Raw genomic sequence first — 23,968 nt, 5'->3', positions numbered from 1 at the left:
GGCAGGTAAAAATCGATGCGCCATGCACTGGAAAAACTGAACTACGCCAACCGCTCCATGAAGCACAAGCTGGTGATCTACATGGCGGCGATGGGCCTTCTTCTGGCCGCGGTGCTGCTGGTCAGCCTGCAAATTTTCGGGCGGATCAATACCCCCGGCGAGGAGCTGTCCAAAAGCATGAGCATCCAGATGGAGGTGTTCCGCTCGGATATGGCCTCCCTCTGGCGGAATGTCTCCGGCATGAGCGCCCATCTGTCCAAGGATATGACGGACATTCTGGAGGACACATTGGCCGAACAGGGCATGACCTTTTCGGAGCTGGACGGAAATCTTGACACCATCTCACAGGTAGAGGAGGCGCTGCTGGAGCCGCTGTGCCAGTATGCCCGTCAGACGGACTGCTCCGGAGCCTTTGTCATTCTGGAAGCCGCCATCGGCGTGAGCAGCGGCGAGGCTGACCGCAGCGGGCTGTATGTCCAGCGGAGCAACGCCGAGCATCTGACCGGGGATCTGCTGCTCTACCGAGGCATGGCGGAGATCGGGAAGGCCCACGGGGTCATGCCCCACCGGAAATGGAGCCGGGAGTTCAACACGGAGACTCTGCCGGATTACCGGCAATGCCTTGCGGATGCGGCCACGCCGGTATCTTCCGCCTCCTGCCGCACCTCGGCACTGATCACCCTTCCCGGCACCTCGGAGCGGGCCGTTCTGCTGACCATTCCCATGGTCGGGGAGGACGGCACGGTATACGGACTGTGCGGCTTTGGGGTCAACCAGACTTATTTTGCAGCTCACCACAAGCAGCCTACTGGCTTTCAAAGCGTTGCCTGCCTCATGGCATCGGAGGGCGGCGTGTCCAACACGCTGGACAGCGGCGGGTGTCTGATGACCGGCGGTGCGGGAGACTACTGCTATGTTCCCATTAACGACCGTCTCACACTCAAGCCCATGCGTCACGGCATGACATCCATGAAGTGCGGGGACCTTTCCTATGTAGGCATAACCATGGACTTTACCGCTGCAGGTGGAGACAGCGAAAGCCGGACATTGGCGGTGCTGATCCCCGCGCAGGATTACCGGCAGCTTGTGGTACGCAGCGTCTGGCAGACCGCTTTGCTGCTGTTCCTGCTGCTCTTTGCCCTGTGTCTGGCCTGCATTGTCCTCAGCCGCAGATACCTCTCTCCGCTGCTGCGGGATCTCCGGCAGCTTACGGAGGAAAACCGGGGCGACGGGCAGATGCGCTACAGCGAATTTGCCGCCGTATCCGGATCTCTGCGGGCGCAGGATGAAGCGCATCAGGAGACTGTTTCCGCGCTGGAGAGCGAGAAGGACGCGGCCCTGCGGCAAAGCGAATTTCTTCAGGCGCAGGTCGAGGAAACGCAAAGTCAGTTGGAAACCGTACAGACGGACGCATCCCGGATGGCTCACGCGCAGAAGGACGACATCGACCCGGAGGTGTACCGGATCTTTGTGACCGGGCTGGATAAGCTGACGAGTACGGAGCGCAAGATCTATGAGGGCTATGTTGCCGGCATGGGGCCACAGGAGATGAGCGTTCAATTCTCTGTTAAGGTGAGCACCATTTACAGCCACACCAAGAGCATTCTCCGAAAGACGGGGCTTGATTCCTACCGAAAGGTACAGCAATATGCCGCAATCCTGCGTCAGACGCAGGAGGAACAGGAGAACGAAACATAGTAAAGAAAAAGCGCCCCCCTTGCGCCGGTCTGAGCGACACGGCGCAAGGGGGGCGTTTCTGTTCCGTAGTGTTATGATTACTTGATAGCGTCTTTGAGGGCCTTGCCGGGCTTGAAAACCGGCACCTTGCAGGCGGGGTAGGTCATGGACTCGCCGGTACGGGGGTTGCGGCCCACGCGGGCAGGGCGCTCCTTGACCTCGAAGCTGCCAAAGCCCACCATCTGCACCTTGTCTCCGCCCTTCATGGCAGTCTCCACCGCGCCGGTAAAGGCTGCGAGGGCCGCCTCGCAGTCCTTCTTCGTCAGACCGCTGGCTTCCACCATGGCGGCAATCAGTTCAGTTTTGTTCATAGAAATCGCTCTCCTTCTCATTTGTGGTATGACCGCATTATAACGGAGGGAGTCGGAAACTGTCAACTGCGGCCTGCTTCGGCGTAGTATTGCGGTCGTCCGATAGAGGTAAAGCCCTCCAGCCCAGTCACGACCACATTGTTATATCCGCTGGCGCAGTGGATGATGAGCAATTCTCCGTTTGCGTCCCTGCCGCCAACGATGCCCACATGGGAATTATCCGGGTAGAATACCAAGTCACCGGGCTGTGCGTCCGCCCACGAAATATCGGTGCAATAGCTGTGCTGCATGGTGGCTCCGCCACCATGACCGATAATGTAGCCGCCACCCGTGGCATTGTAGAACACCCAATCGACGAATCCACTGCAATCCGTCCCGTAGGGACGGTAGGTCCCCGTGGTGGAGCTGCCTGCCGCAGTGACCTGCCGCAGCTCGCCCCAGCGGGCGTCCCAGCCGATTATGAGGGATTTTCCTCCCCAAAAATAATTCACCTTGCCGACAAGAGAACAGGCGGTGCGTACCACCGCCTCGCGCTCCGGCGATAGATCTTCCGGCAGATTGCGGATCAGCGCCGCCGTATCCCCGCTGACGGAGTACACATCCTCGATCAGTTCCCGCAGGAGGTCTCGCTGCTCCAGCAGCTCGTCCAGTGCCGCGATCTGGTTACGGTTGAAATGGTAAACTGTTTTCATTTCTTCTGCCGTTTTTGCGGTGATGGTGATATAGAGATTTCGCTCCGTCCATCCGTCATCATCGCCACTGCCGGGATGGTAAATGACCTCGATGTGGTGTGCAATGGTGGTCATATCCCAAAAGACCGCTTTCAGACGGTCGATGCGGTCGGCATCCATGGTGGCCACGTCCGCGGCGTCTACATCGGCTCCAGCAACCTTTACCGCGAACACCGCCAGAACCTCCACCCAATCGGCAGGCTGGCCGGTCACGGAGATGGAATCATAATCATCTGCCGTTTGCAGGGTTTCCAACCGCTCATTGAACTCATAGTTGACCTGCGCCACCGCAGCGGAGATCGGCACAACGCCCGCCTCCCGGCTCTCGTTGGAAAAAAGGATGCCGAAGGGTGACGCCACGATTGCCGCCACGAGGATCACCGTCAGGAGCAGCACCAGCACCACCGTACCGCCGCCTGCGGTCAGAAGGGAGCTGACCGCAGATGCCACACCCCGGCCCACGGCCTTTATCGCCTGCACCGCTGTTCCACCCAGCTTCTTTGCGGCATTTCCGCCGTTCTTTGCAGAATCCTGAAGCATCGTCCGCTGCGCCTTTCTCTGTGCCGCCGCCCTTGCGCGGTGCGTGATGATCGCATTGTTCGGCGCTGCGTGGTCAGCTGGTCGAACACGCATGGTGCGCGTGGCCTTGGTCATGGCCTGTCCGCTCTTGGGGGCCGGACTGCCCTTGGCCGATACCCCCGAATTGCCTTTCTGCGGAGTGGTCATTGTGCCTCCACGGTCGGACGGTGGAGGTACAATGTGCCGCTCTGCTGTTCTTTTCTCGGCAAGGTTCCGCCGATAGGCGGCTTTTGCGTCCTGTATGGCTTTCTGCCGCCCACGCTCCTGCGGGGCGGCATTTGCGCTTTTTGTACCTCCGCGATTTTGCGGAGGTACGGTCTGATTTCCGACTTCATTTCGTGCGGCGTGTGATTGCAGCGTATCGGGCAGGCCCCTTTCTGTTGGCGTCACACCGTCCATGGTTTCGAGCGTTTCTGCCGCAGTACGGCTTTCCGACGCACTATTCCTACCTTGCCGTTTCTGCTCCTGATAGCGCTTTATCATACGCCGCGAGGCATCCGCCGCCCCAGATGCGCCACGGCGCATATTTTTCTCCACGCGGTCGGTGGCGTAGCGCACAGGGTCATGGCTCTCCGGCTCCTTTTCCCGCTGCCGTTTGTCCATGTGCTGTTTCAGAAGGGAATCGGCGTCTTTGGGCGCGGGGTTCTTCAGCTTTGCCTTTGGCGTGTCCATGCCGGGTTTGATTTTCAAGTCCCGCATGGCATCAGTCCTCACCGGGGCGTGTTGACATTAAGCGGTACAGCTCCGTATTTTTGGGCAGCTCATTGGCGAAAGGCACGATGGCCCCGCCTACCTTGATAAGTCCATGACCGGCAGGGGCATTGTCTACATAGCTCATCTGCGTATCCGACGCACCCAGCAGGCGGGCAAGCTGCTCCCGGTCGGTGGTGGCCTGATTGAGCATCAGCAGAAATTCAGAGTTTGCGAACATCATCCGCGCCGTGTTGGACAGCAGACATTCCTCCACATTTTGTGTAATGCCGGTGAGTGTCGCACCGTATTTACGGAACCGCTTCCAACATTTGTATAGGAACTCGCTGCTGTAATTGGTAATGCTGTGTCCGCTGCCGCTCCCGTTGGCGAAAAACAGATAGATCTCGTCGATGTAGACATGGGTGTATTTTCCCTCTCTGCGGTTCTGGATAACGCGGTTGTAAATGGCGTCCAGCATCACCAGCAGGCCCACCGATTTCAGATTTTCGCCCAAGTCCTGAATGTCAAAGCAGAGAATGCGGCTTTTTGTGTTGATATTGGTCTGGTGGGAAAATACATTCAGACTGCCCACCGTGAACAGTTCCAGCGCCAGCGCGATGCGGTGTGCCTCCGGGTTGACCTGCTTCATCAGGTCGTCATAGAGATCCTTCAACGTGGGCGGCTGTCCCTGATAGTTTTTCAGATACTCCCGATAGATATTGCCCACGCTGCGGTCGATAATGGACTTCTCCTGTGGCTCGATCTTGTCCGCGCCCATGAGTTGTTCGTAGAGTGACATAATAAACTCGGACTTCATCACCAACGGTTCCTTTCCGTCACCATAGCCCTCGGATAAGTCCAGCGCATTGATGTGGCAGCCATTTGGGTCAGAGGCGGAGATGGTGATGACCTCGCCGCCCAATGCCCGTACCAGCTCGCCATATTCGCGTTCGGGATCGACGATAATGATGTCATGGTCGGTAGAGAGCGCCAGCGCGGAGACCTCCTGCTTGGCCGCCATCGACTTGCCGGAGCCGGAAACGCCGGTAATAAAGCCGTTGCCGTTGAGCAGGTTTCCTCGGTTGCAGATGATGAGGTTATGCGATACGGCGTTGACGCCGTAGTAGATACCGCCCGCGTCCTGAATCTCCTGCGATTTGAACGGCATGAGAACGGCAGTACATTCCGTGGTCAGGGTACGGGTGGCGTCAATGCGCTTGAGGCCGAGGGGCAGCACCGTGTTCAGTGCGTCCTCCTGCTGATAGCGCAGAATGTTGAATTGACAGCCCCGCGCCCGCCCGATGGCTTGTAAGGCTTCGGTGTCCTGGTCGAGCTGTTCGAGGTTATCTGCCAGGTGCGTCAGCGTCACCAAAGCCAGCATCATGCGCTGGTCGCGGCTCATGAGGTCGTCCATAAACTCCTTCGTTTCGCTCCGCATCTGCTCCAAGTCATAGGGAATATTGGCGGTAAAATTGTTGCTCTGATTCTGCCGCTGCTGCCAGCGGGTAATATCCGATTCCACGGACATAATGCGCTTGCGAATATCGCTCACCGCTTCGTCCATGGCCACGGGAATAATGTCAATAGAAAGCATCATGTTCCGGGGATAGTCCATCAGCTCCGTGATCATCTCATCGGAAATAAAGCTGGCATACTCCCGCAGGAACAGGGTGCGGCCCACATGATCGCCCAACTCGTAGTGATTTTTCTGAAAGGAAATACAGTCAGGGGCGATGCAGTCCCGGAAGTCATGCCCTTTGCGTATGGTGTCCTCCAAATCGAAGCGGAATAGCTGTTCCTCGCCGGGACGATAGAAGTCGTGCAGAAGCCGCAGGCGGTCATTGACCGTGATCTCCCGGACACTGGAGGACATACGGGAAAGCCCTGTGGTGAGGTCAGTCCCAACACGAGAGAAGAACGCGCGGGCCTCCTCCACGCTTTTCTTTTCCGCCGAAATGGTGATATACTTTTCCTGAATGAGATTGTTGCTCTCCGCCGCCTTGCCCAAAACAAGCGCGTTATACTCGTTCCGATAAAGGTCGCGGCGGTCGCCCTGCATGGGCATGAGCAATGTCCGGCCAAAGTCCTTTTGATTGAGCTGACGGTTAAAGAGCGTGATTTTTGCCGTGGCTCCGATGGGCAGCGAGTTCAGGAAGGAACAGTAGGTCATAAAGAGTTCCCTCTGCTTTTCCGGGGAGGCCACGGCATAATTGACATCAAAAAAGCGCCAAGTTTTTGAAAACTTGCCGCTTACCTGAAACACGCCGTCTTGATAAATACGTTTGATGGGAATGGATTTCTGGACGCTGCGGGGAACGGAAAAAGTGTCCCGCTCTGCGCTGCGCCGATGCTTGAAAAGGATCAATGTTTCTTCACCTCGCGTTTCATCGCTTCTTCATAGTAGTTTTCCGCTTTCCAGACACGCTTGCCTGCCATAATGACCTCGGATTTCAGCCACGCCCACAAAAACTTTTCAAGTGTCAGGCCGTTGTACTGAAAAAAGCCCGCAGCGGCCACGGGAGCCGCGCCGACAATGCACACCCAGCTTACCGTTTCCCGATCCAGCACATGGTTTAGGCCAAAGTACAGCCCCACCGCAGCGCCCACCGCCAAAACAGAGCAGATGAATTGCCGAACGGACAGTCCGAAAAAGAGCGTTTCACGGTACGCGCGAATTTCCTTGTTGATTTTGATTTCCAATTAAAACCCTTCTTTCTGCAAACGTTATAAAAAAAGATGATTTGGAATAGCCTCCAAATCATCTTTACTCAATCTGCGATATACTCCGCAATATCTTCCAATTTGCAATCTAACGCCTTACACAACTTGTCTAAGGTTTTTGTCTCCATGTTCTCGTTATTTCTGAGCCGCCGAATGGTCTTGCTGTCAATGCCGCCCTTTTCTCGAAGGGCGTAGGTAGTGACACCCTTCTGCTCCATAACCACCCATAGTTTGTCGAATTTAATCATGGGAACCTCCTCAGCTTGACTACTCATATTATGGGGGTTATAATCCCATGTATTAAGGGGATATAATCCCCATACAGAAAGTTGAGGTGTTCAAAAGTGGAGTTGGCTATGGAATTATTAAGTCACATCCTTGCCCAAGGTGAGGTGCAGATCACTTTCCCGCAGCAGAACGAGCCATTTACACAGATAGTGGAAGGACAATGCTATCAAGCGCTCTGTAAAATCAAAGCAATTATCGAAGATGATCGTCTTAATGACAGTGAGTGCTTTCAAAAAATTGAGGAGATCATTCGCGCATTTGAAGAAATCGGAAGCAGTGGCGGTATTCGCCATGATTTTGGTTAAAGCCCCAGCATCTCTTTTGCGATGTGGTCGGCAGACTTCACCAAGCCCACCAATACCAGCAGGTTGAATATGACCTCGCCCAAATAGCTCCACACCTGCGTCACTACGGAGGCACTGCTATCCACCACCGGCGTACCGCTGGAGGAAAAGGCTGAAAAGATGATGCAGGCAAGTACGATCACCGCCCCTTCCATGCACACGCCTACATAGCTCCGAAGGAACGCCTTGCCAAAGTGGGAAGTCCCCTCTCCGGCAAAGGAAGCCAGTGCCACCGGGGACAACGCGGCATACATATAAATCTTGAAAAAGCGCCCATAGACGGTGAGGATCATAATGAAGGCCAGCACCGTAATAAATAGGCTCCCCAGCAGCGTCACCAGCCAAAGGGGGATGCTTGCAAAAAAGCCCACATCTCCGATGGCGTCTGCGATTTCCTGCGGCAGCGCCACGGATGCGCCGGTCAAGCCACCAATGCTGCCCGCCGCCGTTGCCACAATGCCGCTGCACACATCAAATATATTTACCAGCAGGTCCATACCGTAGGTGATACCCAGCTTTGCCAGCACAAAGTAGATGAAGTGCCACAGCAAGTGCTCCGGCCTTTGAAAGTCCCGAAAGCCGGAGGCGCTGCGAAAGATACCGATGGCAAAGAACAGCACCAGCAGCCCATAGCCGATGGCCTGCATCCCGCCGTTGATGGTCACAATGGTCTGCCAGATAGTGCCGCCCTTGAAGGTCTGGGGCGATTCCGTCAGCAGTGACCACATTTCCGTCATTTTACTATTCCAAACGCCAAAGGCGTTGGTCAGGTTTTCTACGATCCAGTTGTTATCCAAATGAAAATCACCTCCCGCAAGGGAGCCGGGAGATCCGCCGCAAGGCAGTATCTCCCGGCTCTTTTCATTAGATCGCGCCGATGGCGGTCAGAATTTCCTTTGCAAAGGCGATCATTAATCCACCAAAGAGGCAGAGGAAGCCCTGCGTTCTCTGGCTGGCATCGTGGGATTGAATCGACATACCCACCTGCACGATGCCCCAGCCGAGAATAATAACGCCCAGCGCCTTGATGATGCTGAAGATAAAATCCGAAAGATTGTTTACAATGTCCAGCGGATCGCCGCCCGCCGCCATCGCGGGCGTGACGCAGCAGAGGCAGAGGGCAGCAGCCCCAGCCGCCGTCCAATAACGCCGCTTCCACTTGTCAGGCTTCATCATGCCGTTGTTCTTCTGTTTGTTCATGTTCGTTTTCCTCCATGTTGATAAATTCGTAATCGTCCAGTGATTTGAACGCATAGGGCAGGTCAGGCAGTGCGTAATCCGGCACGCCCTGCGGCTTGTGGATGTATGGCTTTGCCTTGCCGTCCGAGGTCAATTTGATGTTGGGATGGCGCTTAAGGTTATATTTTCGGTCGATCACCGGGTTCTCGCCGCGGATGAATAAAATCGCTTTATTGGTGTCCAATTTTCGCACTTCATCAATGGTCATCAGGTCACGGCCCGTCTGTTGGTAGTTCGTGGTGCTGGAGCCGTTCCGCCCCTTGGTCAGTCCCCGTGTGCGGGTGGCCAGCGTCTCCCTGCCCAGCAGCTTTACGATAAACTCCAGTGAGGCCGGCTCGTTGCCGCCGCCAAGGAACAGCAGCGTATCGCAGTTGCCAATGATGCTTTCGTGTTCCTTTTCATACAGCGCCTTGATCTGCTGCACATTCTGCACGATGATGTTCAGTCCGATGTTGTAGCTGCGGCAGGTAGCGAGGATCTTTGGATAGCTCTCCGGCTGGGCCACATTCGCCCATTCGTCCTGAATGACGCGCACGGGGACGGGCAGCCGTCCGTTGTATTTCAGGTCCGCACGGCGGTAAAGCTCCTGAAAGCATTGGGTATAGAGCATACCAACAAGGTAGTTCATGCTGCTGTCGTTGACGGGGATGACGCAGAAGATGGCGCGTTTGCGCTCACCGAGACTGCCGAAGTCCATCTCGTCCATTGAGGTCATGGCGGCGTACTGCGGAATATTGAAGGCCGCCAGCCGGACGGCAGCCGTCACAAGAATGGATTTTGCGGTCTTGCCGGCAGCTTGCTTGAAAACCTTATATTGCTTTACCGCAACGTGGGCGGGCTGCTCCTCCTCCAAGGCCCGGAACAGCATATCCAGCGGACTGCGGTACTGCTCGTCCTCCTCCCGCACATCGGCAAAATTCATCATGTAGATCATGGTCTCAAAGTTCTGCTCATCCTGTGGCGCTTCATGGATGAGGTAGAGCATGAGTGCGGAATCCAGCGCAACCTCAGCCTTTTCCCAGAAGGGGTCATTGCTGGAGGCGTTACGGGGCGTAGTGTTTTTGATAAGATTGTCGATGAGGGACAGCACATCCTTTTCCTCCCGCACATAGACGAAGGGATTGTAGCAGTCGGACTGTTCGGGGTCGATGAGATTGAATACCCGCACTTCATAGCCGAGAGACAGAAGCAGGCCCCCCGCTGCCTTCAGCAGTTCCCCTTTGGGATCGGTGACCAAATAGGAGCAATTAGCCGAATATAGGCCCGGTTTACAAAAGTAGCGGGTCTTGCCGCTGCCGGAGCCGCCAATGACCAGGATGTTCATGTTGCGCTGGGTGATATAGCCGTCCATGCCCAGCCGGACGCGCTGGGTCAGAATGATGTTGGCGTCCTTATGCCGGTGATCCATATACTTCCGGTTCAGTTCCTTGGGATTGCCCCATTTAGCGCTGCCGTATTCCTCGCCCGGTCTGCGGTTTTCTCTGCCGGAATAATAAAGCGCGATACCGAACGCATAGATAATCAGGCTCACCAGCATAAATTTTGGTGTATGCGCCGTCCAGCCGATGGCAAAGGGGCGCTCCAGCACTTGGCTGAAACGCCCCATCCATTGAAAGAGGTTCATACCGTCCTCGTAGGCATAGGCGGCAATTGCCGCCAGCCAGAGGACCAACGGGGAGAGCGCCGCCCACACAGAGGCGGCGCTGCGAAAGTCATTCTGCCGCAAGGCTTAGTACCCCGTTTTGGGCAGCTTCACCGTTGTTTTGGTGTAGACGGTAGTGAGCCAGCGGGACACTGCCTGAATCCACTGCCCGTTGTAAAGGCCACCCACATCCGCCACATTCACAATGCCGAAGTTGTTGGCAAGACCGCTGCGGGCAGTGGCGTAGATATAAGGCGTTTCTACCTGTGCAAAGCCCGCCTTTACATTTCCGAACACGAACATGACTTCGGTAACACGCTCATTGGCGGCAAGGCCGAGGACAGCGGGGCGGGCGTCCAATACGTAAACCTTGCTGGTGGAGAGATTATCCGCCAAAGTGCGGTAGTCCCCGTAGAGGTTGGTCTTATAGACCACCTTGTAGGAAAGCGGCTGATTGTAGCTGCCGGTGACGATTTTGCTCAGCGTCACCTGCGCGGGAAGCTGATCACGCCAGTAGAAGGACTCCAGAGCGACGCTGGAAGTGTTCTTGATGTCGGAAAACACATAGCGGATGGGCTGACCGGGAACGGCCTGCACGGGACCTGTTTTCTTAATGGAAATGCCGGTGGAAACACTGCTGTCCTGCACCTCAAAGGTGGCGATCTGCCCCTCATGCTCAAGATAGGCGGTCATCACTGTGGGGTTGATGGAGTAATTCGCAGGCGCTTTGATCTCGCGGACGGTATAGCGGGACAGCGGCAGCGCTTTGGAGACGGCGCGTCCGTTGCGGTCGGACTTGATGGTGTCCACCACATTGCCCGCCTTGTCGTAGATCTCAAACACTGCGCCCTCCAGCAGCGTCCCCGCAGGCAGGCCATTGGTGGCGTTATCGTCTGCGGATTTCTTGATGATCTGGATCTGACCGCACTCCGCGGTATTACTCCACTCGATTTCTGTGGTCGAGCCGTAGCGGACATAGATCGTTTTCAGTTCAGGATCAAGCACATAACCGGGGGCGGCTTTGATCTCACGCAGATAATAGCGGCCATCGGTCAGTCCCTCGTCGGCGTAGATGTAACCGTCCTGATCGGTCACATATTCCCCAATGGGATTGTGATTGCTGTCGTAAAGCAGAAACACCGCGCCGGAAATGCCCTTGCCGGTAGCCTTATCTACCTTGTGGAGCAAAATGCGGGAGGATTTGTGGTTGGTGATCTCCAGCGTGGCCGTCTGACCGTCCTTGACTTCAATACGGTGCGGTGTAGTATCCAGCAGGTAGCCGGACGCAGCCTTCAGCTCCGTCACGGTGTACCAGCCGCTTTCAGCTTCGGGGAGATAGATGACGCCATCGCTGTCCGTTGTATAGGCACCGATGATCTCACCATTCATCTTGCGGACTTCGAACTGAACGCCGGAGATGCGCTTTCCGCTGTCCTCATCGCTCTTGATAACGATAAGGCCGCCAATGGGTTCGTTGGTAAAGGTAAGCGTCTGCGTGTCGTTGGGATTGACCACCACGGTCTGAGGGGTGCTGTCCAGTACATAGCCGGGGATCGTTGCGGTTTCCGTTACCACATAGGTATCAGGAGCCAGCCCGGAGAGAATGATTTTTCCGTTCTCGTCGGTGTAATAGAGGCCGTTGGAGCTGATCTGTCCCTCAGCGTCCGCGACAAACTGGCCGGAGGAAGTAGTGACGGTAAAAGCCACGCCTTGCAGCGTCTTGCCGGTCACAGCATCCTTTTTTACAATGATGAGAGAGCCTTTCGGCGCGTTGCGGAACTCCAGCGTAACCGTCTGGCCCGCCTTGATGGTGGCCGTCTGCGGCGTATCGTCCAGCACATAGCCGTCCCTTGCGCGGGTTTCCTTCACCACCAGCGTTGTGCCGGGAGTGATGTCCGTAATCGTGAAAGTACCTGCGCTGTCAGTGATATATTTGCCGTTGGCGTCGCCCACCACGCTGCCGTCCGCTGTGGTCACGAAAAACTCAACATCAGAAAGGGGCTTGTGGGTCACGCTGTCGATCTTCTTCACCAACAATGCCCCCTTGGGACTGTTGCCAAAATAGAGCTGCACCACATCCTGCTGCTTGCCGCTGATGTACGCCGTCTGCGGTGCGGTGTCGATCACATGATTGCTGTCACTGGCAAGCTCTTCGACGATATAAGTGCCTTCCTTCAGCCCCGTCACGGTGAAGCTGCCATTGGCGGAAGTCTTGTAGGTGCCGATGACCGTACCGCCTGTGCCGGAGGTGCCGGTCAGATACTTCACCTGAAACACAGCGCCCTGCACCGCTTCGCCGGTGACAGAATCATACTTCCACACCACCAGCGCAGACAGAGGGATATTCTCAAAAGTCAGCACTTTGGAAGTGCCAGACTGGATATAGACCTCCTGCGTGGTCTCCTTGACGGCGTACCCCGTGGGCGGCTCCAGCTCCGTCACCTTGTACCAGCCATCACGCAGACCGGTGAGCTGGAACTGACCATGCTCGTCGGTATAGAAAGTGCCAAGGTCGTTGATCTCGCCGCTGCCGGTATTGTTGCTGGCGTAGATTACTTGGAATTTTGCCCCCTGCAAGGGATCTCCCGTCACGCTGTCCACCTTTTTCACCGTCAGGTTGGGCTTCTGGTGATTCTCAAAGTAAACGGTGTGGTCACGATTAGGGTAGAGGGTGGCAAGCTGAGAGGGCGCATCCAGCAGATAGGGGGACGGCACGGATTTTTCCGAGATTTCGTACACGCCGGGGAGCAGGTTCCTCAGCTCCGCCTTGCCCTCGCTGTCCGTCTTGATCTGATCGACGCTATGGCCGTCTGCCGCCCGGACTTCAAACACGGTGTTGGCAATCGGCTCACCAGTGTCGGCATCGTGCTTGTAGACGGTCAGGTTGGGGCGTTTCTGATTCTCGATGGTCAGGGTGCTGGTTCGGCCTGCGAACAGCTCCATATGATACTCACGCAGGTCGAGGATATGCGAGGAATCCGTGGCGGTTTCCTTGACGGAGTAAACACCGGGTTCCAAATCGGCAATCAGAATCTCGCCCTGTTCATTGGTGGTGCGGTCGAGATAATGCGTCCCGTCCTCGATCTTGGCTATACGGAAATGAACATTTTTCAGGCGGCTACCGTCTGCGCTGGTCTTGATGATCTGCAACGAAGGCTTGATGGTGTTGGTGAAAACAAACTGTGCGTCCTCGTTGGGGTCAAGCTGAATAATACGCTGCGCTTGGTCGATGATATAGCCCTCACAGGATTTTTCCGTCACCACATACGCGCCGGTGGGCAGCTTGGAAAGGTCAATTTCGCCGTTCTGGTCGGTGGTAAACTCCTTGGGGCCGTAATCCCCAGCCACGGACTTAATTTCAAAAACTGCGTTGGGAATGACCTTGCTGGGGTCGGTGCTGTCTACCTTGATGAGCCGCATACCGGGCTTTACATCGTTGAAGAACAGCAGTTCCTTGATGCCGTCCCCTGCGGTCAGCTCCACCTCCTGCGGCGTGGTGTTGAGGATGTGGCCATCGCTGCCGGTGTCCACCTCCACGGCGCGGTAGGTGCCGGGGGCAGCATCGGTCAGGAGGATTTCGCCAAACTCGTCCGTCTTAAATTTGCCGAGAGAAACGCTGTCACGGAAAATCTCGAAGGTGACATTGGGCATGGCAACCATGTTCTTGCGGTCATATTTGATGATCCGCAGACCGGGCAGCTCTTTGTTCACGAGAGAAAAGGTCGTGGTTTCGCCGGTGGCCACGGAAGCCGTATAGGTGGCATCGTCCTTCAGCCAGCCGGAGGGGGCGGTGATCTCCTTGATCTCGTAAGCACCGGGCTTGATGTTGTCAAAGATGGCATAGCCCGCAAAATTGGTTTCGGCGGTGTAGGTCACGCCGCTCTCAATGTGCTTGACCTGTACCATGGCTCCGGGCAGGTGTGCGCCGGTGTTGGACAGCTTTTCAATGCGGAGCGTGCCGTAAGGCTCGTTCCAGCAGGTCAGCTCCGCCACCTTGCCATACTCCACCTTGATGTTCTGCGCGGGAGTATCGCTGATAAGATGGTTCAGTGGGGCCACGCGCTCATACACGGTGTAGCTGCCCGCCAGCGTCAGCGGAATGGTCACGGTGCCGTCCGAGCCGGTAGCAAAAGTGCCAATGGTCGCTCCATTGGGATCGACCACCTCAAAGACCGCTCCGCTCAGCGGCGTATCCGTGCCGTTCTCCAGCTTGATGATTTTTAGGCCGGTGTCGGGTTCTTCGGTTTTCTCACCGTCGCTGTAATTGCTGTATGTGGACAGCCGCATGGTAACGGTGGGGTCGGTGTCGCACATATAGTTCTGAAGCTGGCCGTACTTGTTCTGCTCTGCGCACACAGCGTAAAACACAGCATACTTATAAACATCGGTGGTAAAAGAAAGCTGGACGCTGCCGGTCTTGCCCGCCACCGCAGCGGCAGGGTACAGCACCTTGAATTTACCGCCGTAGCCATCCCCGGTGCCGGAGGTGGTGATGGTGGTAATATCCTTGTTGTTCATGTCCACAATGCGCGCTCCCGCGGGGACGGAGGCGGGATCAGAGAAGCTGACACGGATGGCATAGTTGCATACCCATGTGTCAGAATGGACGGTGAACACCTGCTGTTTATACTGCTGTCCATTGACGGTAACAGCATAAGCGGTATCACGGTCAGCTGTGGCAGTGACGCGGGGCGAGTACACCTTGCTCCACGCGGTGCCGCGCACATAGATGTCCTTGGCTGCGGCGAGAATGGCCTGCGCCCGCTGCAATTCTGTGCCGGTCAGGTTGGGATTGACCTTCAGGTTGTTGATGTTCCAGTTGGGAAGCAGATAGCACCACAGCGCCATTTTTGTCGCGTAGTAGGCGTGATATTTGTTTTCCAGCTTCAGCTCCGAAAGGCCGCGGGTGGGATACCCGTTGGCGATGATACCCATGACCTTTGGATCGCTGCCCTTTTCCTTTGCGAGATACTTGATACTCTCGCCGGGGGCCACGGTCTGCGGTACACCCTTGGTGTTGGGGTTGACGCAGTACGCGGGAATCTCCTTCGTCCTGCCGTTGCTGTCCACATAATTAAAATAGGTATAGATCAGCTCACGGATGCGGCCATTGATGGAGAGATAGGAGAGTTTCTGCTCTCCGTTGTAAATATTGACTTCGCCCAGGGCTTCCTCCTCGCTGCTGGCGGCAAGGGCCGTGGCCGGGAGCATTCCCAGCACCATGACCACCAACAGCAGCATGGAGATCAATCGTTTTTTCATCGTGTGTTCCTCCTGAATTTTTTGGATATAAAAAAGGCGGTATGCTTTTCACATACCGCCTGCGTGTGGATATGAATTTTTCAGCTCACATAGATGCTGTACTCCGTGTACTGGAATACGCCGTTTTTGTAGACATCCCATGCCTCCATGGAGTAAGTCCCCGGAGGGCAGGAGTTGAACAGCTCCGTGATTTGCTCCGAGCGCCACGGCCAAAAGCTCTGCGGCGTTACCTCTGCGGGAATGGTCAGGTTGATCTTCACCTTGTCATTTCCGCTGGGGAATTTCACCGGCTGGCCATTCTGCCATGTTTCGGGGTTGTCCCCGATGGCATTATACAAGGTGTAGAGCATCCGGCGCGTTTCATAGAGGTTGCGCTGGAACAGGTAGTCCTGCCCGCCGCTGATAAAGTGGCGCGCTTCCGCTCTCGGCATTTCCGGCTGGGGCAGCTTGCTCCAGTCACAGGTGGCGGTGGGCAGCTCTCCCAGCGGTGCGCTGGAAAAAGCGTTTTTATCCCAGCGGGACACATCGGTGATGGTGTAGTCGGTCCCGTCGTCGCAGCGGATCACATCACCCACCTTGGGAACATACCGAGAACCGTCTGTGGGGGCTGCGGCGGTCTGCTGGGGTGCGGTTCCGGTGTAGGGCTTTCCGCTTTCCACCTGCACACAGCCGTTGTCGCTGTCCCAATAAACCTCGAAACCAACAGCCTTGCCAATGTCCCGCAGCTTCACATAGTTGTTGCCGTTGATGACATAGGCTTCCATCTGCACTTCCCGCCCATTGACATAGATGCGATGGGTGCTGCGCTCGGCCATGATCCCGGCAGCATACGCCGTGGTAGTGATGCCAGCCAACAGCAGGCAGGTAAGAAAACCGGCTGCAAAACTTCCTCGCTTCATGGTGTGTACCTCCAAAGTCTTTTGATGGGTTCATGGTATCGTAAAAGTTGGTGGGTGTCAAAAAATATGGAGGCGTTGGAGCTCAGTAAAAGTTTTTACATCAATGACCATCATAGCATCTCATCATTTTTCTCGTGCCTGCACACACCAGCGGTAATCCGGCTGATTCTTCACGCAGGTGACAAGGGTGATGATGTTCTCCGTGCTGTCATTTAGAACGCTGGTATCGTCCACGCCGATTTTACTGACAGAGTACACCTCATAGCTGCGTGTGCCGAGCTGGGTGGTCAGCTTGATGGTGTCGCCAATGTCAAGGGTGTGAATTTTGCCAAAGTGATTGTTGACGCCGCGGTTGTGTCCGGCGATGGCCACATTGCCCTCCCAAATGGAGGTGCCGGCAAAATGCCCCGCACCCTTGCGGAGCGCATCTGCATCCGTCCCCTGATACACCTTGACAGACAGACCGAGGGTGGGGATTTTCAGCGTACCGAGGTAGCCGCCGCTGTAATAGAGGTCTTTTGTGACCGCGGTGTACTTCACCGGCGTGTAGGAGCCGGTATTTCCACCAGCGGTGCTGCTGGAAGCGGAGGGCGGCAGGACGGTCACACCACCTGTGCCGCTGACCGTTCCCGTGGCCGAACCGCTCACAAGGTTTGGCGTCAGCAGCTCTCCGGCATTCAGCGTATAAGAGGTAGGCGAGCCAAAAGCGGGTGGGATATAGGCGGCGTTTTTGCTGCGGTCGGTGTTTGCAGGCTTATCCATCGTGACATAAATGGTATCGTCCGAGGTGGGGCGTCCAAACAGTCCTGCGTCCGGGCCGTCAAAGTGATACTCCAGTGCCGATGCAGGCATGGAAAAAGCCGCCAGCATACAGCAGGCGGCCAGCAGCGTGGTCAGATATTTTTTCATGCGGCGTACCCTCTTTTCTTATTGATGTAGTGCTTGTAGCCTTTGTAACCGGCGTAGCCGCAGCCGCCCAGCGCCGCAGCGCCCACGGGGATCAGCAGCCACAGCCAGTTAAAATCAACTCCGCTCTTTGCCGATGCCGCAGCGCCGACGCTGGAAAAGACAGCGGTATAGATCACTGTATCACAGCTTGTACGGGTGATGTCACCTTTATAGTCTGCCGTGACGGTGTAGCCGGTGGCGTATTTGCTGGTGGCGGTGCCGGTGTAGCTTGCCACAGCGGTATAGCGAATGGGAATGTCATAGCCGTCCGTGGGATCGACAGCCGCCTCCTGCCAGCTTACATCGGCAAGGGTCAGGGTGCGGCCATTTTCGTTTACAGACTTAGGAACAAGGGACACATCCGCGTCTGAGAGGTTGGGATAGGTGCGCTCCGCCGTCACCGTGCGGCTGCTGGTCCCGTAGCCCGCTGCCTCCACCTGAATGGTAGTATGGTCAAGGGACAGGACGCCCTCATAGCCGTCCTCGGTCTTGACCTCCAGCTTCGGCTCCAGCATTTTCAGGATTTCCGCCATATCCTTGGTCTTGCTCTCCAGCGTGACCACCTCGATATGCTCCCGCGTGTCCGTTTCTGTCTGGTCGTTTTTCAGCAAATCAAGGAGCGTATAGGTGCGGCCCTCACGCTCAAAGTCAGCGGTGGGGATCGTGGCGGGATCGTCCTTTGCGGTCAGGTAGTAGACCTTTTCTAATCGGTACACACCGTTTTCCTCGCTGGCTCTGACCTCGGCAGGATAGGCGGAAATGCCGGGGAGCGTATCTGCGGCAGAGATCATTGTGGATACCGTATCGGCTTCTGTCATGGGCTCTGCGGCCAGCGCCGCAACGCTCATACTGCACAGCATCAGCGCCGTGCAGAGAGCAAATGCAAGTTTCTTTTTCACATTATACCTCTCTTTCTTAACGAACGGGCCGATTCTGTTCCGGCTGCTTGCGCTCCTGCGGAGAGATCTCACGCTGAATATCATTTTGCAGCTTACGGAAATACTTTTGCAGGCTGTCCACCACGCCGCGGCGATCCTGCACCTCCATGCCGTCGAATACCTGCCCCACGCGGCTCACATCGGGCTGCGGGGCCTCCACGCCGAAATTGCGGCAGAGCATATAGCTGACGCTCTCGGCGTCCATGGCGCAGTCCTCGCGGGTATAGTAGGGATAGCGTCCGTGGTCATGGATACCGGCGTGGACGATCTCACGGGAGAGCGCCGCAAAGATCTTGCTGTCGATCAGGCGGCTGGATACCGTAATGCTCTGCGTTTTAGGATCATAAACGGCGTCCTGGTACATGGTGCTGCTGGTGACCACGGGAACGGGGGAGCTGTCCAGCAGTCGGCGCAGGGCGGCGTCCATTTCCGGTGTATTGTCTTTCAGGCTCAGCGCCGGAACACCGGCCTTGCCGTGGGTCTGGGAAATATCGAACACACGCCCGATCTTATAGCCGTGATACTCCCTTCCGTCCTTCACATAGGTGTCTGACACACGGATCTTCATGCCGTTCTCATCACGATTGACGCTGCGCCCCAGCCGGTTCCACACCTCCAGACTGTTGATGTAGGTGATCTCCGGGTTCTGTGCCATCGCCAGCATCACATTGGATGCGCTGTATCGCGGGTTGATGGCCTGCGTATCCAGATAATGCAGATATGCGCCGGGTTCACTGGTGACGTGCATGACCGCATCGTCGGAAAGCTGCCCCAATTCCTCGCGCTCCGCTGTTTTCTTTGCCTTCCAGTCCTCGTCCCTCTGCTGCTTCTGCTGGATCAAATCGTCTAACTTTGCCATGTTCGTTTCTCCTTCTCAAAATCAATTTATTCCCGCGTAGGCATAGCCTTTTGAATGGCTTCCCGCACGGTGTCCTTGGTGGGTGCCGTGCCATCCCGTTCTGCCGCGGCTTGCAGTGCCATCAGGCGGCTGCGGACAGAGGGGTGGGCATCAGCTTTCTCCGCAGCCGGTTCCGTAGACGCTCTCGCACCAGTCCCGCGCTCCTTGGAGCTGTTCTCGGACGGAGCGCGGGCGTTCTCTTTTTTTGCGGCAGTATCCTCCTTCACCGGGGCGGGATAGCCCATGCGTTCAAAAATGCGGTTGATCTGCTTGGCGTCCTTGGCTTTTGCCATAATTTCTACCGTCCCGGTCTTTTCCACCTTATTGACGATGGGGTAAAACAGGACGCCGTAGCGTTTGGCTTCCATCTGAAAGCCCTTCAAGTCCTCCTGCTTGACAGAAAAGATCGTCAGCTCCTCGCCGTCGTGGATCAGGCGCTTGAGGTTGGTTTTACCGGCGAGCTTCTGATTGTCGTTGGCAAGGGCAATCAGAAGGGCGGCAAGATTTTTCGCCCCCAGCCCTGCCAGCTTGAGGGCGCTCTCGGTGATCTGGATGCCCTCACGCACCATCAGGTCAGCGGTTTCACCGTTGGTACTCATGCTCGTGTTCCTCCTTCTTCTTTAGATTTTCCTGCCGTTCAGCCTGCGCCTGCTGGCACTGCTGGGATACCCTCGGAATGTCCGATTGTATCCTGCGGCACAGCCGCACTTCCCGGCGTTTCTCCCGCAAGGCGGCAGTCTGCTGTTGGATCTCTGTGCTGTACTTGGCTTGTGCTTCTTCATCGTTGGTATTCCTCCTTTCCTGATAAAGTGGTTTTCTCTGTTCCTCCAACAAGCGGATGTCCCACTCCAGCACACGGATACGCTGCTCCAGCTCCGCTTCGGTGGTAATTCCGCTTGATAAAAGATATTTGAATTGCTGCTCATACCGCTCCAAATGAATGACCTCCCGCTTGACGGAAAAGGGCAGCTTGGGCGGCAGCTTTTTCCGCCTGCCCCCACGCAGCAGATAGAGGTAGCGGAGATAGAGTGCGTGAAAGCCGGTGATTTTCTTTTTTCGGACGGTGGACAGCTTACCCTTCATGCGGTAACGCTTGACGGAATGGGCGATGATTGGCGGGGCTATGCCGCCGTGCCGTTGTTTGGAAAGCCGCAGCAGAATATCCGCTTCGGTGTAGCCCTCGCCCAGACTGTCCAGCCGGATCGCCCGCTTTGCGCCGGGGGGCTTGACCGTGGTGTATTTCCGATTGGGGCTGCGGCGTACCTCGTAACCGTTCTTTCGCAGCAGCATGAGAAAAGTATCGTAGGTGTAGGCTTGGTGGATGATGGCGTCAATGTCGGCGCGGATCACGCCGCGCACGGTGGGCTTGCCGCCCTGCTCCGCTTTCCACTCGGCGTAATGCTTGCCCTTGCTCTGCGGGGCGATGACAGATAAATCATTCTCCCGGCACAGTGCGTCCGAGGTGCCGCGCACATCGTTGTAATAGCTTTCCGGACTGGAATGGTACTTGTGGCCGTCCGTGCGGGAGACAGAATTGACGATGATGTGATTATGGGGATGGGCCTTGTCCAAGTGCGTTCCGATGACGACCTCAAAATCATTGCCGAACAGCCGCCGTGCAAACTCACATCCGATCTCATGGGCCTGATCCGGCGCGACCTCGCCGGGTGCAAAGGACTGAATGAAATGATAGCCGAGAACGCCGCCCGTCTTTTTGTATTTCTTTTTCGTTTTCTGCATGGCAGCAAAGGCGGTTTCGGCAGACCGGCAGTTCAGCGTGGTCACAAAGCGCACGGTATCGGTTTTCTCCGGGTCAGCGGTGTAGACGATCCGCTCGTCCAGCTCGGTCTTTTCCCCATTGACGGCGTACTTCACGCGGTCGTCCAGCCTTGCGCGGATGGCGAATACCTTGGTGTATGCCATGTCACAGCCGCTCCGCGATGTTCCAAATCGTTTCCTGCGCCGCCGTGATCGCGGCGATGTCCTCACCGCTGGCAAAGCCACGGGCGTTGACTGTGCGGGCGATCTGATTGATGTTATTGCCGATGGCGGCGAGCTGGCGGCGAATCTCGGCGTATTCGTTGGGTGGCCTTGGCCGCATTTTTTCACCGGCGATCAATGTGCGAAGATAGACCTCCATGGGGAAACCGGAAATTGCCACCTGCTCCTTCAGATGCCGGTGTTCCGTTTCGTTCAAACGGAGAAGAATAGAGATAGATCGTTTTCTGATAACAGATTCCTCCTTGAAATAGGATGGGGTCTTAGGGGGCTTGCTCCCCTAACAAGCGCATTTGGATAGCCAAATGCTATGCTTGCGACTGCAAAGCAGCCGCAGGCCGCTTGCAGTCCTAAACCAGCCGAAAAACAAATCAGCGCGCCTCACCGCCACGGGTCTTTACCCTGCCGCTGATTCCTTTCACAAGCCGGAGCTGGTCGTTGTAGTCCTTTCCGCGCCGTGGTGGGTTGTCGATGACTTCGTAGCCTGCTAATGCTTGCTTAATTGCTGCCGACGCCGCCCGTCCCGGCACATCGTTGTCCAGACACAGCACGATTCGTTTCACGCCGGGGTTATCCGTCAGGTATTGCTCCAGCGCCGCGGGGAATCGAATCGAGCCGTCCTTCCGTGGCTGATAGATGCCGGAGAGGGACAGCGTATTGGCGGCGCGCCAATCCTGCCCCCGCAGCTTCAGCAGCGTCAGGTAAGAAAGGGCGTCTATGGCGGATTCAAACACGCAGAGGGTTTTGCCACCGGCGCGGAGGGGAACGGCAAAGGAAAACCGCTTATCGCTGCCAGGTACTTCACCGGCGAAGGTAGTTTCTGAAAGCGTCCCTCGCAGCGCACCATAGGCAGGCTTTCCATGTTCATAACCCACAAATACGCAGTTATGGCGCTCGGCGTCCTCGTAAAGCTGCCCGTGCTTGATGCAGTGGTTGATAATTTCCGCGTCAATGCCCCGGCTCCGCAGATATGCAAAAACACGCCGGGTGTCGGCGTGTTTGGGTGGGAGGGTAAATTCAGTTTTCGGGAGCGGTTCGGTTGGCTCTGATTTGCGCGGCACATGGGGCGGTTCCCCAAGGATACGCTGCACGGCGTCCAAAAAGGAAACACCCTCCACTGTTGTCAGATAGTCCAGCGCATTTGTGCCGCCGATACCACGCGACCACCAGCACCATTTTCCATTGGAGATTTTTAGGCTGTCGTGGGTGCGGGTGGCATAGGTGTCTCCGCCGATATGCACCAACTCTTGCGGTTCAAATCGCCGCAGGTAGGTCAGAAGATCCATCTCGCGGGCGGCGGCGATCTGGTCTTTTGATAGGTAGGGTATGGGGAATCACCTCCGGGTATCAGAAAAGCCGTCTGCATTTCTGCAAACGGCTTCTGAGTAATATGAATCGCTTATTGCTCGCTCTTTTTCAGCAATTTTTGCTCAGCGCTTTCCAATGCGGCAATGTAGTCCTTTTCACCTCTGGATAATCCGACAGACTGAAGTTCTTTGTATTTTCGGTATTCTTCCTTGGCTTTTCTCTCCGCTGCGGCCGCGCTGATTTTTCCTGCATGAGTCAATATCTCATGTTTAGAGAGCTTGAGAAAGCCGTCCAGTGTGTCGATCCAGTCGGACATATACATAGGAATGCGGCGTCGTGCCTGCATCTCTGCGAGATCAAGATAGGCCGACACAATATCATTAAGCGCCAGCAATTCGTCCTCCGTGCAGTAGTTTTTAGCAATGAGGGCGTCGTTCTGGGTCGGGTGACTTCCGGAAAACGAGTGCAGGCCCATGTTGGGTTTGCTGCTGTCTGCACTGTAAAAAATCTTTTCTGCCGCCGTCTGACCGTGAGCGGCCCAGTGCATTTTATTCTGGACGGTTTTGAAGAAAAGGACGGAGGCTTCTGTCCGCGGGTCATAATCCACGCTGGTGGCGTAAATGTCCAGGACTTTGCGCCAGAACACTTTTTCAGACGAGCGAATATCGCGGATGCGATCCATCAACTCATCAAAATAGTTGCCGCCGCCAGCTTGCTTCAGAAGCTCATCGTTCATGGCAAAGCCTTTGATGAGGTATTCTTTCAGCACGGAATTGGCCCAAATTCGGAATTGGGTACCGCGCAACGACTTCACACGATAGCCCACAGAGATGATAACATCTAAGCTGTAGTATGCGACGGGTTTATCCGAATTTGCAATGTGAACATTTTTCACATTGCTTTTTTCATCTACCTCACCTTCAGCAAATACATTTTTTATATGTTTCGTGATACCGCTGCGCTCTCGTTGGAACAGCTCTGCCATCTGTGCCTGTGTCAGCCAAACGGTTTCGTTTTCCATGCGGACATTGATTTTTGTCAGACCATCCTCGGTCTGATACATAATGATCTCCGTCTGTTCAGGATGGATGCTGTTTTTGCTGATTGCTAAATCGTCCATGCATCGGTTCCTCCTATTGTTCTTGACTAAACATAGTTTCATGAGCAGAATACTCCTGCGCTGCCAACCTGTAATGGGAGGCCAGCAGAGCCTCTTTCATTTGCTCGCCAGTCGAATCGCCGTTTGCCCAGCAGTGTGAGAGCATCTTGGTATATTCCGAAACAGGGACGCCTTCGATGGCATTCAAGGCATCTGCCAGCTTTACCGCCTGAATTCTGCGTTCTTTTGCTGCAATCGTCATTTCAGCGTCTCTCCTATTCTTTCAAGCATTATAACACGCAAAATCCGTTTTAGAAAGCCCTTATGGTCAGC

21 protein-coding genes are annotated in these 23,968 nt (G+C 55.8%); 2 read left to right on the top strand and 19 right to left on the bottom strand.

Annotation, left to right across the window (positions count from 1 at the left end; translation table 11 throughout):
- The first annotated feature begins 15 nt into the window (after positions 1 to 15).
- Complete coding sequence (locus KQI82_RS00720; protein WP_216557304.1) at positions 16 to 1,698, top strand: helix-turn-helix transcriptional regulator; 1,683 nt, start codon at positions 16 to 18, stop codon at positions 1,696 to 1,698.
- A gap of 77 nt (positions 1,699 to 1,775) precedes the next feature.
- Here KQI82_RS00720 and KQI82_RS00715 read toward each other — a convergent pair whose 3' ends face one another.
- The 5 genes from KQI82_RS00715 to KQI82_RS00695 all read right to left on the bottom strand — a co-directional run bounded on the left by KQI82_RS00715 (position 1,776) and on the right by KQI82_RS00695 (position 7,020).
- Positions 1,776 to 2,048, bottom strand: a complete 273-nt coding sequence (locus tag KQI82_RS00715) for an HU family DNA-binding protein (protein ID WP_216557301.1) — start codon at positions 2,046 to 2,048, stop codon at positions 1,776 to 1,778.
- A gap of 62 nt (positions 2,049 to 2,110) precedes the next feature.
- Positions 2,111 to 4,057, bottom strand: coding sequence for a C40 family peptidase (locus KQI82_RS15535; protein WP_241426574.1), 1,947 nt, complete (start codon positions 4,055 to 4,057; stop codon positions 2,111 to 2,113).
- A gap of 4 nt (positions 4,058 to 4,061) precedes the next feature.
- The gene (locus KQI82_RS00705) at positions 4,062 to 6,416 is read right to left on the bottom strand and encodes a VirB4-like conjugal transfer ATPase, CD1110 family (RefSeq protein WP_216557298.1); all 2,355 of its coding nucleotides are present in this window, start codon (positions 6,414 to 6,416) and stop codon (positions 4,062 to 4,064) included.
- Positions 6,413 to 6,751: a PrgI family protein gene (locus KQI82_RS00700; RefSeq protein ID WP_154024496.1), complete on the bottom strand. Its 339-nt coding sequence runs from the start codon at positions 6,749 to 6,751 to the stop codon at positions 6,413 to 6,415. Before KQI82_RS00700 ends, KQI82_RS00705 begins: the two co-directional genes overlap by 4 nt.
- A 68-nt stretch (positions 6,752 to 6,819) precedes the next feature.
- Positions 6,820 to 7,020 carry a helix-turn-helix domain-containing protein gene (locus tag KQI82_RS00695; protein WP_118625955.1) on the bottom strand — a complete coding sequence of 67 codons (201 nt, stop codon included), beginning with the start codon at positions 7,018 to 7,020 and terminating at the stop codon, positions 6,820 to 6,822.
- Between the two features lie 108 nt (positions 7,021 to 7,128).
- On the opposite strand from KQI82_RS00695, the gene KQI82_RS00690 reads away from it, so the two are divergent.
- Positions 7,129 to 7,365, top strand: a complete 237-nt coding sequence (locus tag KQI82_RS00690; RefSeq protein ID WP_216557295.1) for a hypothetical protein — start codon at positions 7,129 to 7,131, stop codon at positions 7,363 to 7,365.
- Here KQI82_RS00690 and KQI82_RS00685 read toward each other — a convergent pair.
- The 14 genes from KQI82_RS00685 to KQI82_RS00620 all read right to left on the bottom strand — a co-directional run bounded on the left by KQI82_RS00685 (position 7,362) and on the right by KQI82_RS00620 (position 23,897).
- Entirely contained in the window at positions 7,362 to 8,201 is an 840-nt protein-coding gene (locus tag KQI82_RS00685; RefSeq protein WP_216557292.1) for a VirB6/TrbL-like conjugal transfer protein, CD1112 family, read from the bottom strand. The genes KQI82_RS00690 and KQI82_RS00685 overlap by 4 nt on opposite strands.
- A gap of 67 nt (positions 8,202 to 8,268) precedes the next feature.
- Complete coding sequence (locus tag KQI82_RS00680) at positions 8,269 to 8,604, bottom strand: TrbC/VirB2 family protein (protein ID WP_241426573.1); 336 nt, start codon at positions 8,602 to 8,604, stop codon at positions 8,269 to 8,271.
- Positions 8,567 to 10,369: a VirD4-like conjugal transfer protein, CD1115 family gene (locus KQI82_RS00675; RefSeq protein WP_216557288.1), complete on the bottom strand. Its 1,803-nt coding sequence runs from the start codon at positions 10,367 to 10,369 to the stop codon at positions 8,567 to 8,569. Before KQI82_RS00675 ends, KQI82_RS00680 begins: the two co-directional genes overlap by 38 nt.
- A gap of 3 nt (positions 10,370 to 10,372) precedes the next feature.
- Entirely contained in the window at positions 10,373 to 15,547 is a 5,175-nt protein-coding gene (locus KQI82_RS00670; RefSeq protein WP_216557285.1) for a SpaA isopeptide-forming pilin-related protein, read from the bottom strand.
- An 80-nt stretch (positions 15,548 to 15,627) separates the two neighbouring features.
- Complete coding sequence (locus KQI82_RS15530) at positions 15,628 to 16,446, bottom strand: stalk domain-containing protein (RefSeq protein ID WP_241426572.1); 819 nt, start codon at positions 16,444 to 16,446, stop codon at positions 15,628 to 15,630.
- 123 nt (positions 16,447 to 16,569) lie between these two features.
- Positions 16,570 to 17,355, bottom strand: a complete 786-nt coding sequence (locus KQI82_RS00660; protein ID WP_216557282.1) for a class D sortase — start codon at positions 17,353 to 17,355, stop codon at positions 16,570 to 16,572.
- Positions 17,352 to 18,293, bottom strand: coding sequence for a hypothetical protein (locus tag KQI82_RS00655; protein WP_216557279.1), 942 nt, complete (start codon positions 18,291 to 18,293; stop codon positions 17,352 to 17,354). The genes KQI82_RS00660 and KQI82_RS00655 overlap by 4 nt, the downstream gene beginning before the upstream one ends.
- 16 nt (positions 18,294 to 18,309) lie before the next feature.
- The gene (locus KQI82_RS00650; protein WP_216557276.1) at positions 18,310 to 19,191 is read right to left on the bottom strand and encodes a hypothetical protein; all 882 of its coding nucleotides are present in this window, start codon (positions 19,189 to 19,191) and stop codon (positions 18,310 to 18,312) included.
- A gap of 26 nt (positions 19,192 to 19,217) precedes the next feature.
- Positions 19,218 to 19,829 carry a PcfB family protein gene (locus tag KQI82_RS00645; protein WP_216557273.1) on the bottom strand — a complete coding sequence of 204 codons (612 nt, stop codon included), beginning with the start codon at positions 19,827 to 19,829 and terminating at the stop codon, positions 19,218 to 19,220.
- Complete coding sequence (locus tag KQI82_RS00640) at positions 19,813 to 21,153, bottom strand: relaxase/mobilization nuclease domain-containing protein (protein ID WP_216557271.1); 1,341 nt, start codon at positions 21,151 to 21,153, stop codon at positions 19,813 to 19,815. Before KQI82_RS00640 ends, KQI82_RS00645 begins: the two co-directional genes overlap by 17 nt.
- A gap of 1 nt (position 21,154) precedes the next feature.
- On the bottom strand, positions 21,155 to 21,445 hold the full coding sequence (locus tag KQI82_RS00635) for a plasmid mobilization protein (protein ID WP_420908118.1): 291 nt from the start codon (positions 21,443 to 21,445) through the stop codon (positions 21,155 to 21,157).
- A 154-nt stretch (positions 21,446 to 21,599) separates the two neighbouring features.
- Entirely contained in the window at positions 21,600 to 22,514 is a 915-nt protein-coding gene (locus tag KQI82_RS00630; protein ID WP_216557268.1) for a DUF3991 and TOPRIM domain-containing protein, read from the bottom strand.
- Between the two features lie 113 nt (positions 22,515 to 22,627).
- Complete coding sequence (gene rhuM / locus KQI82_RS00625; RefSeq protein WP_216557265.1) at positions 22,628 to 23,656, bottom strand: virulence RhuM family protein; 1,029 nt, start codon at positions 23,654 to 23,656, stop codon at positions 22,628 to 22,630.
- A 13-nt stretch (positions 23,657 to 23,669) separates the two neighbouring features.
- Positions 23,670 to 23,897: an antitoxin VbhA family protein gene (locus KQI82_RS00620; RefSeq protein WP_216557262.1), complete on the bottom strand. Its 228-nt coding sequence runs from the start codon at positions 23,895 to 23,897 to the stop codon at positions 23,670 to 23,672.
- Positions 23,898 to 23,968 lie beyond the last annotated feature (71 nt).

Origin of the sequence: Dysosmobacter acutus, assembly GCF_018919205.1 — a bacterium.
GTDB lineage: Bacteria > Bacillota > Clostridia > Oscillospirales > Oscillospiraceae > Oscillibacter > Oscillibacter acutus.
Note: the sequence above shows the minus strand (reverse complement) of the source record. Positions and strands in the feature narration are given on the sequence as shown.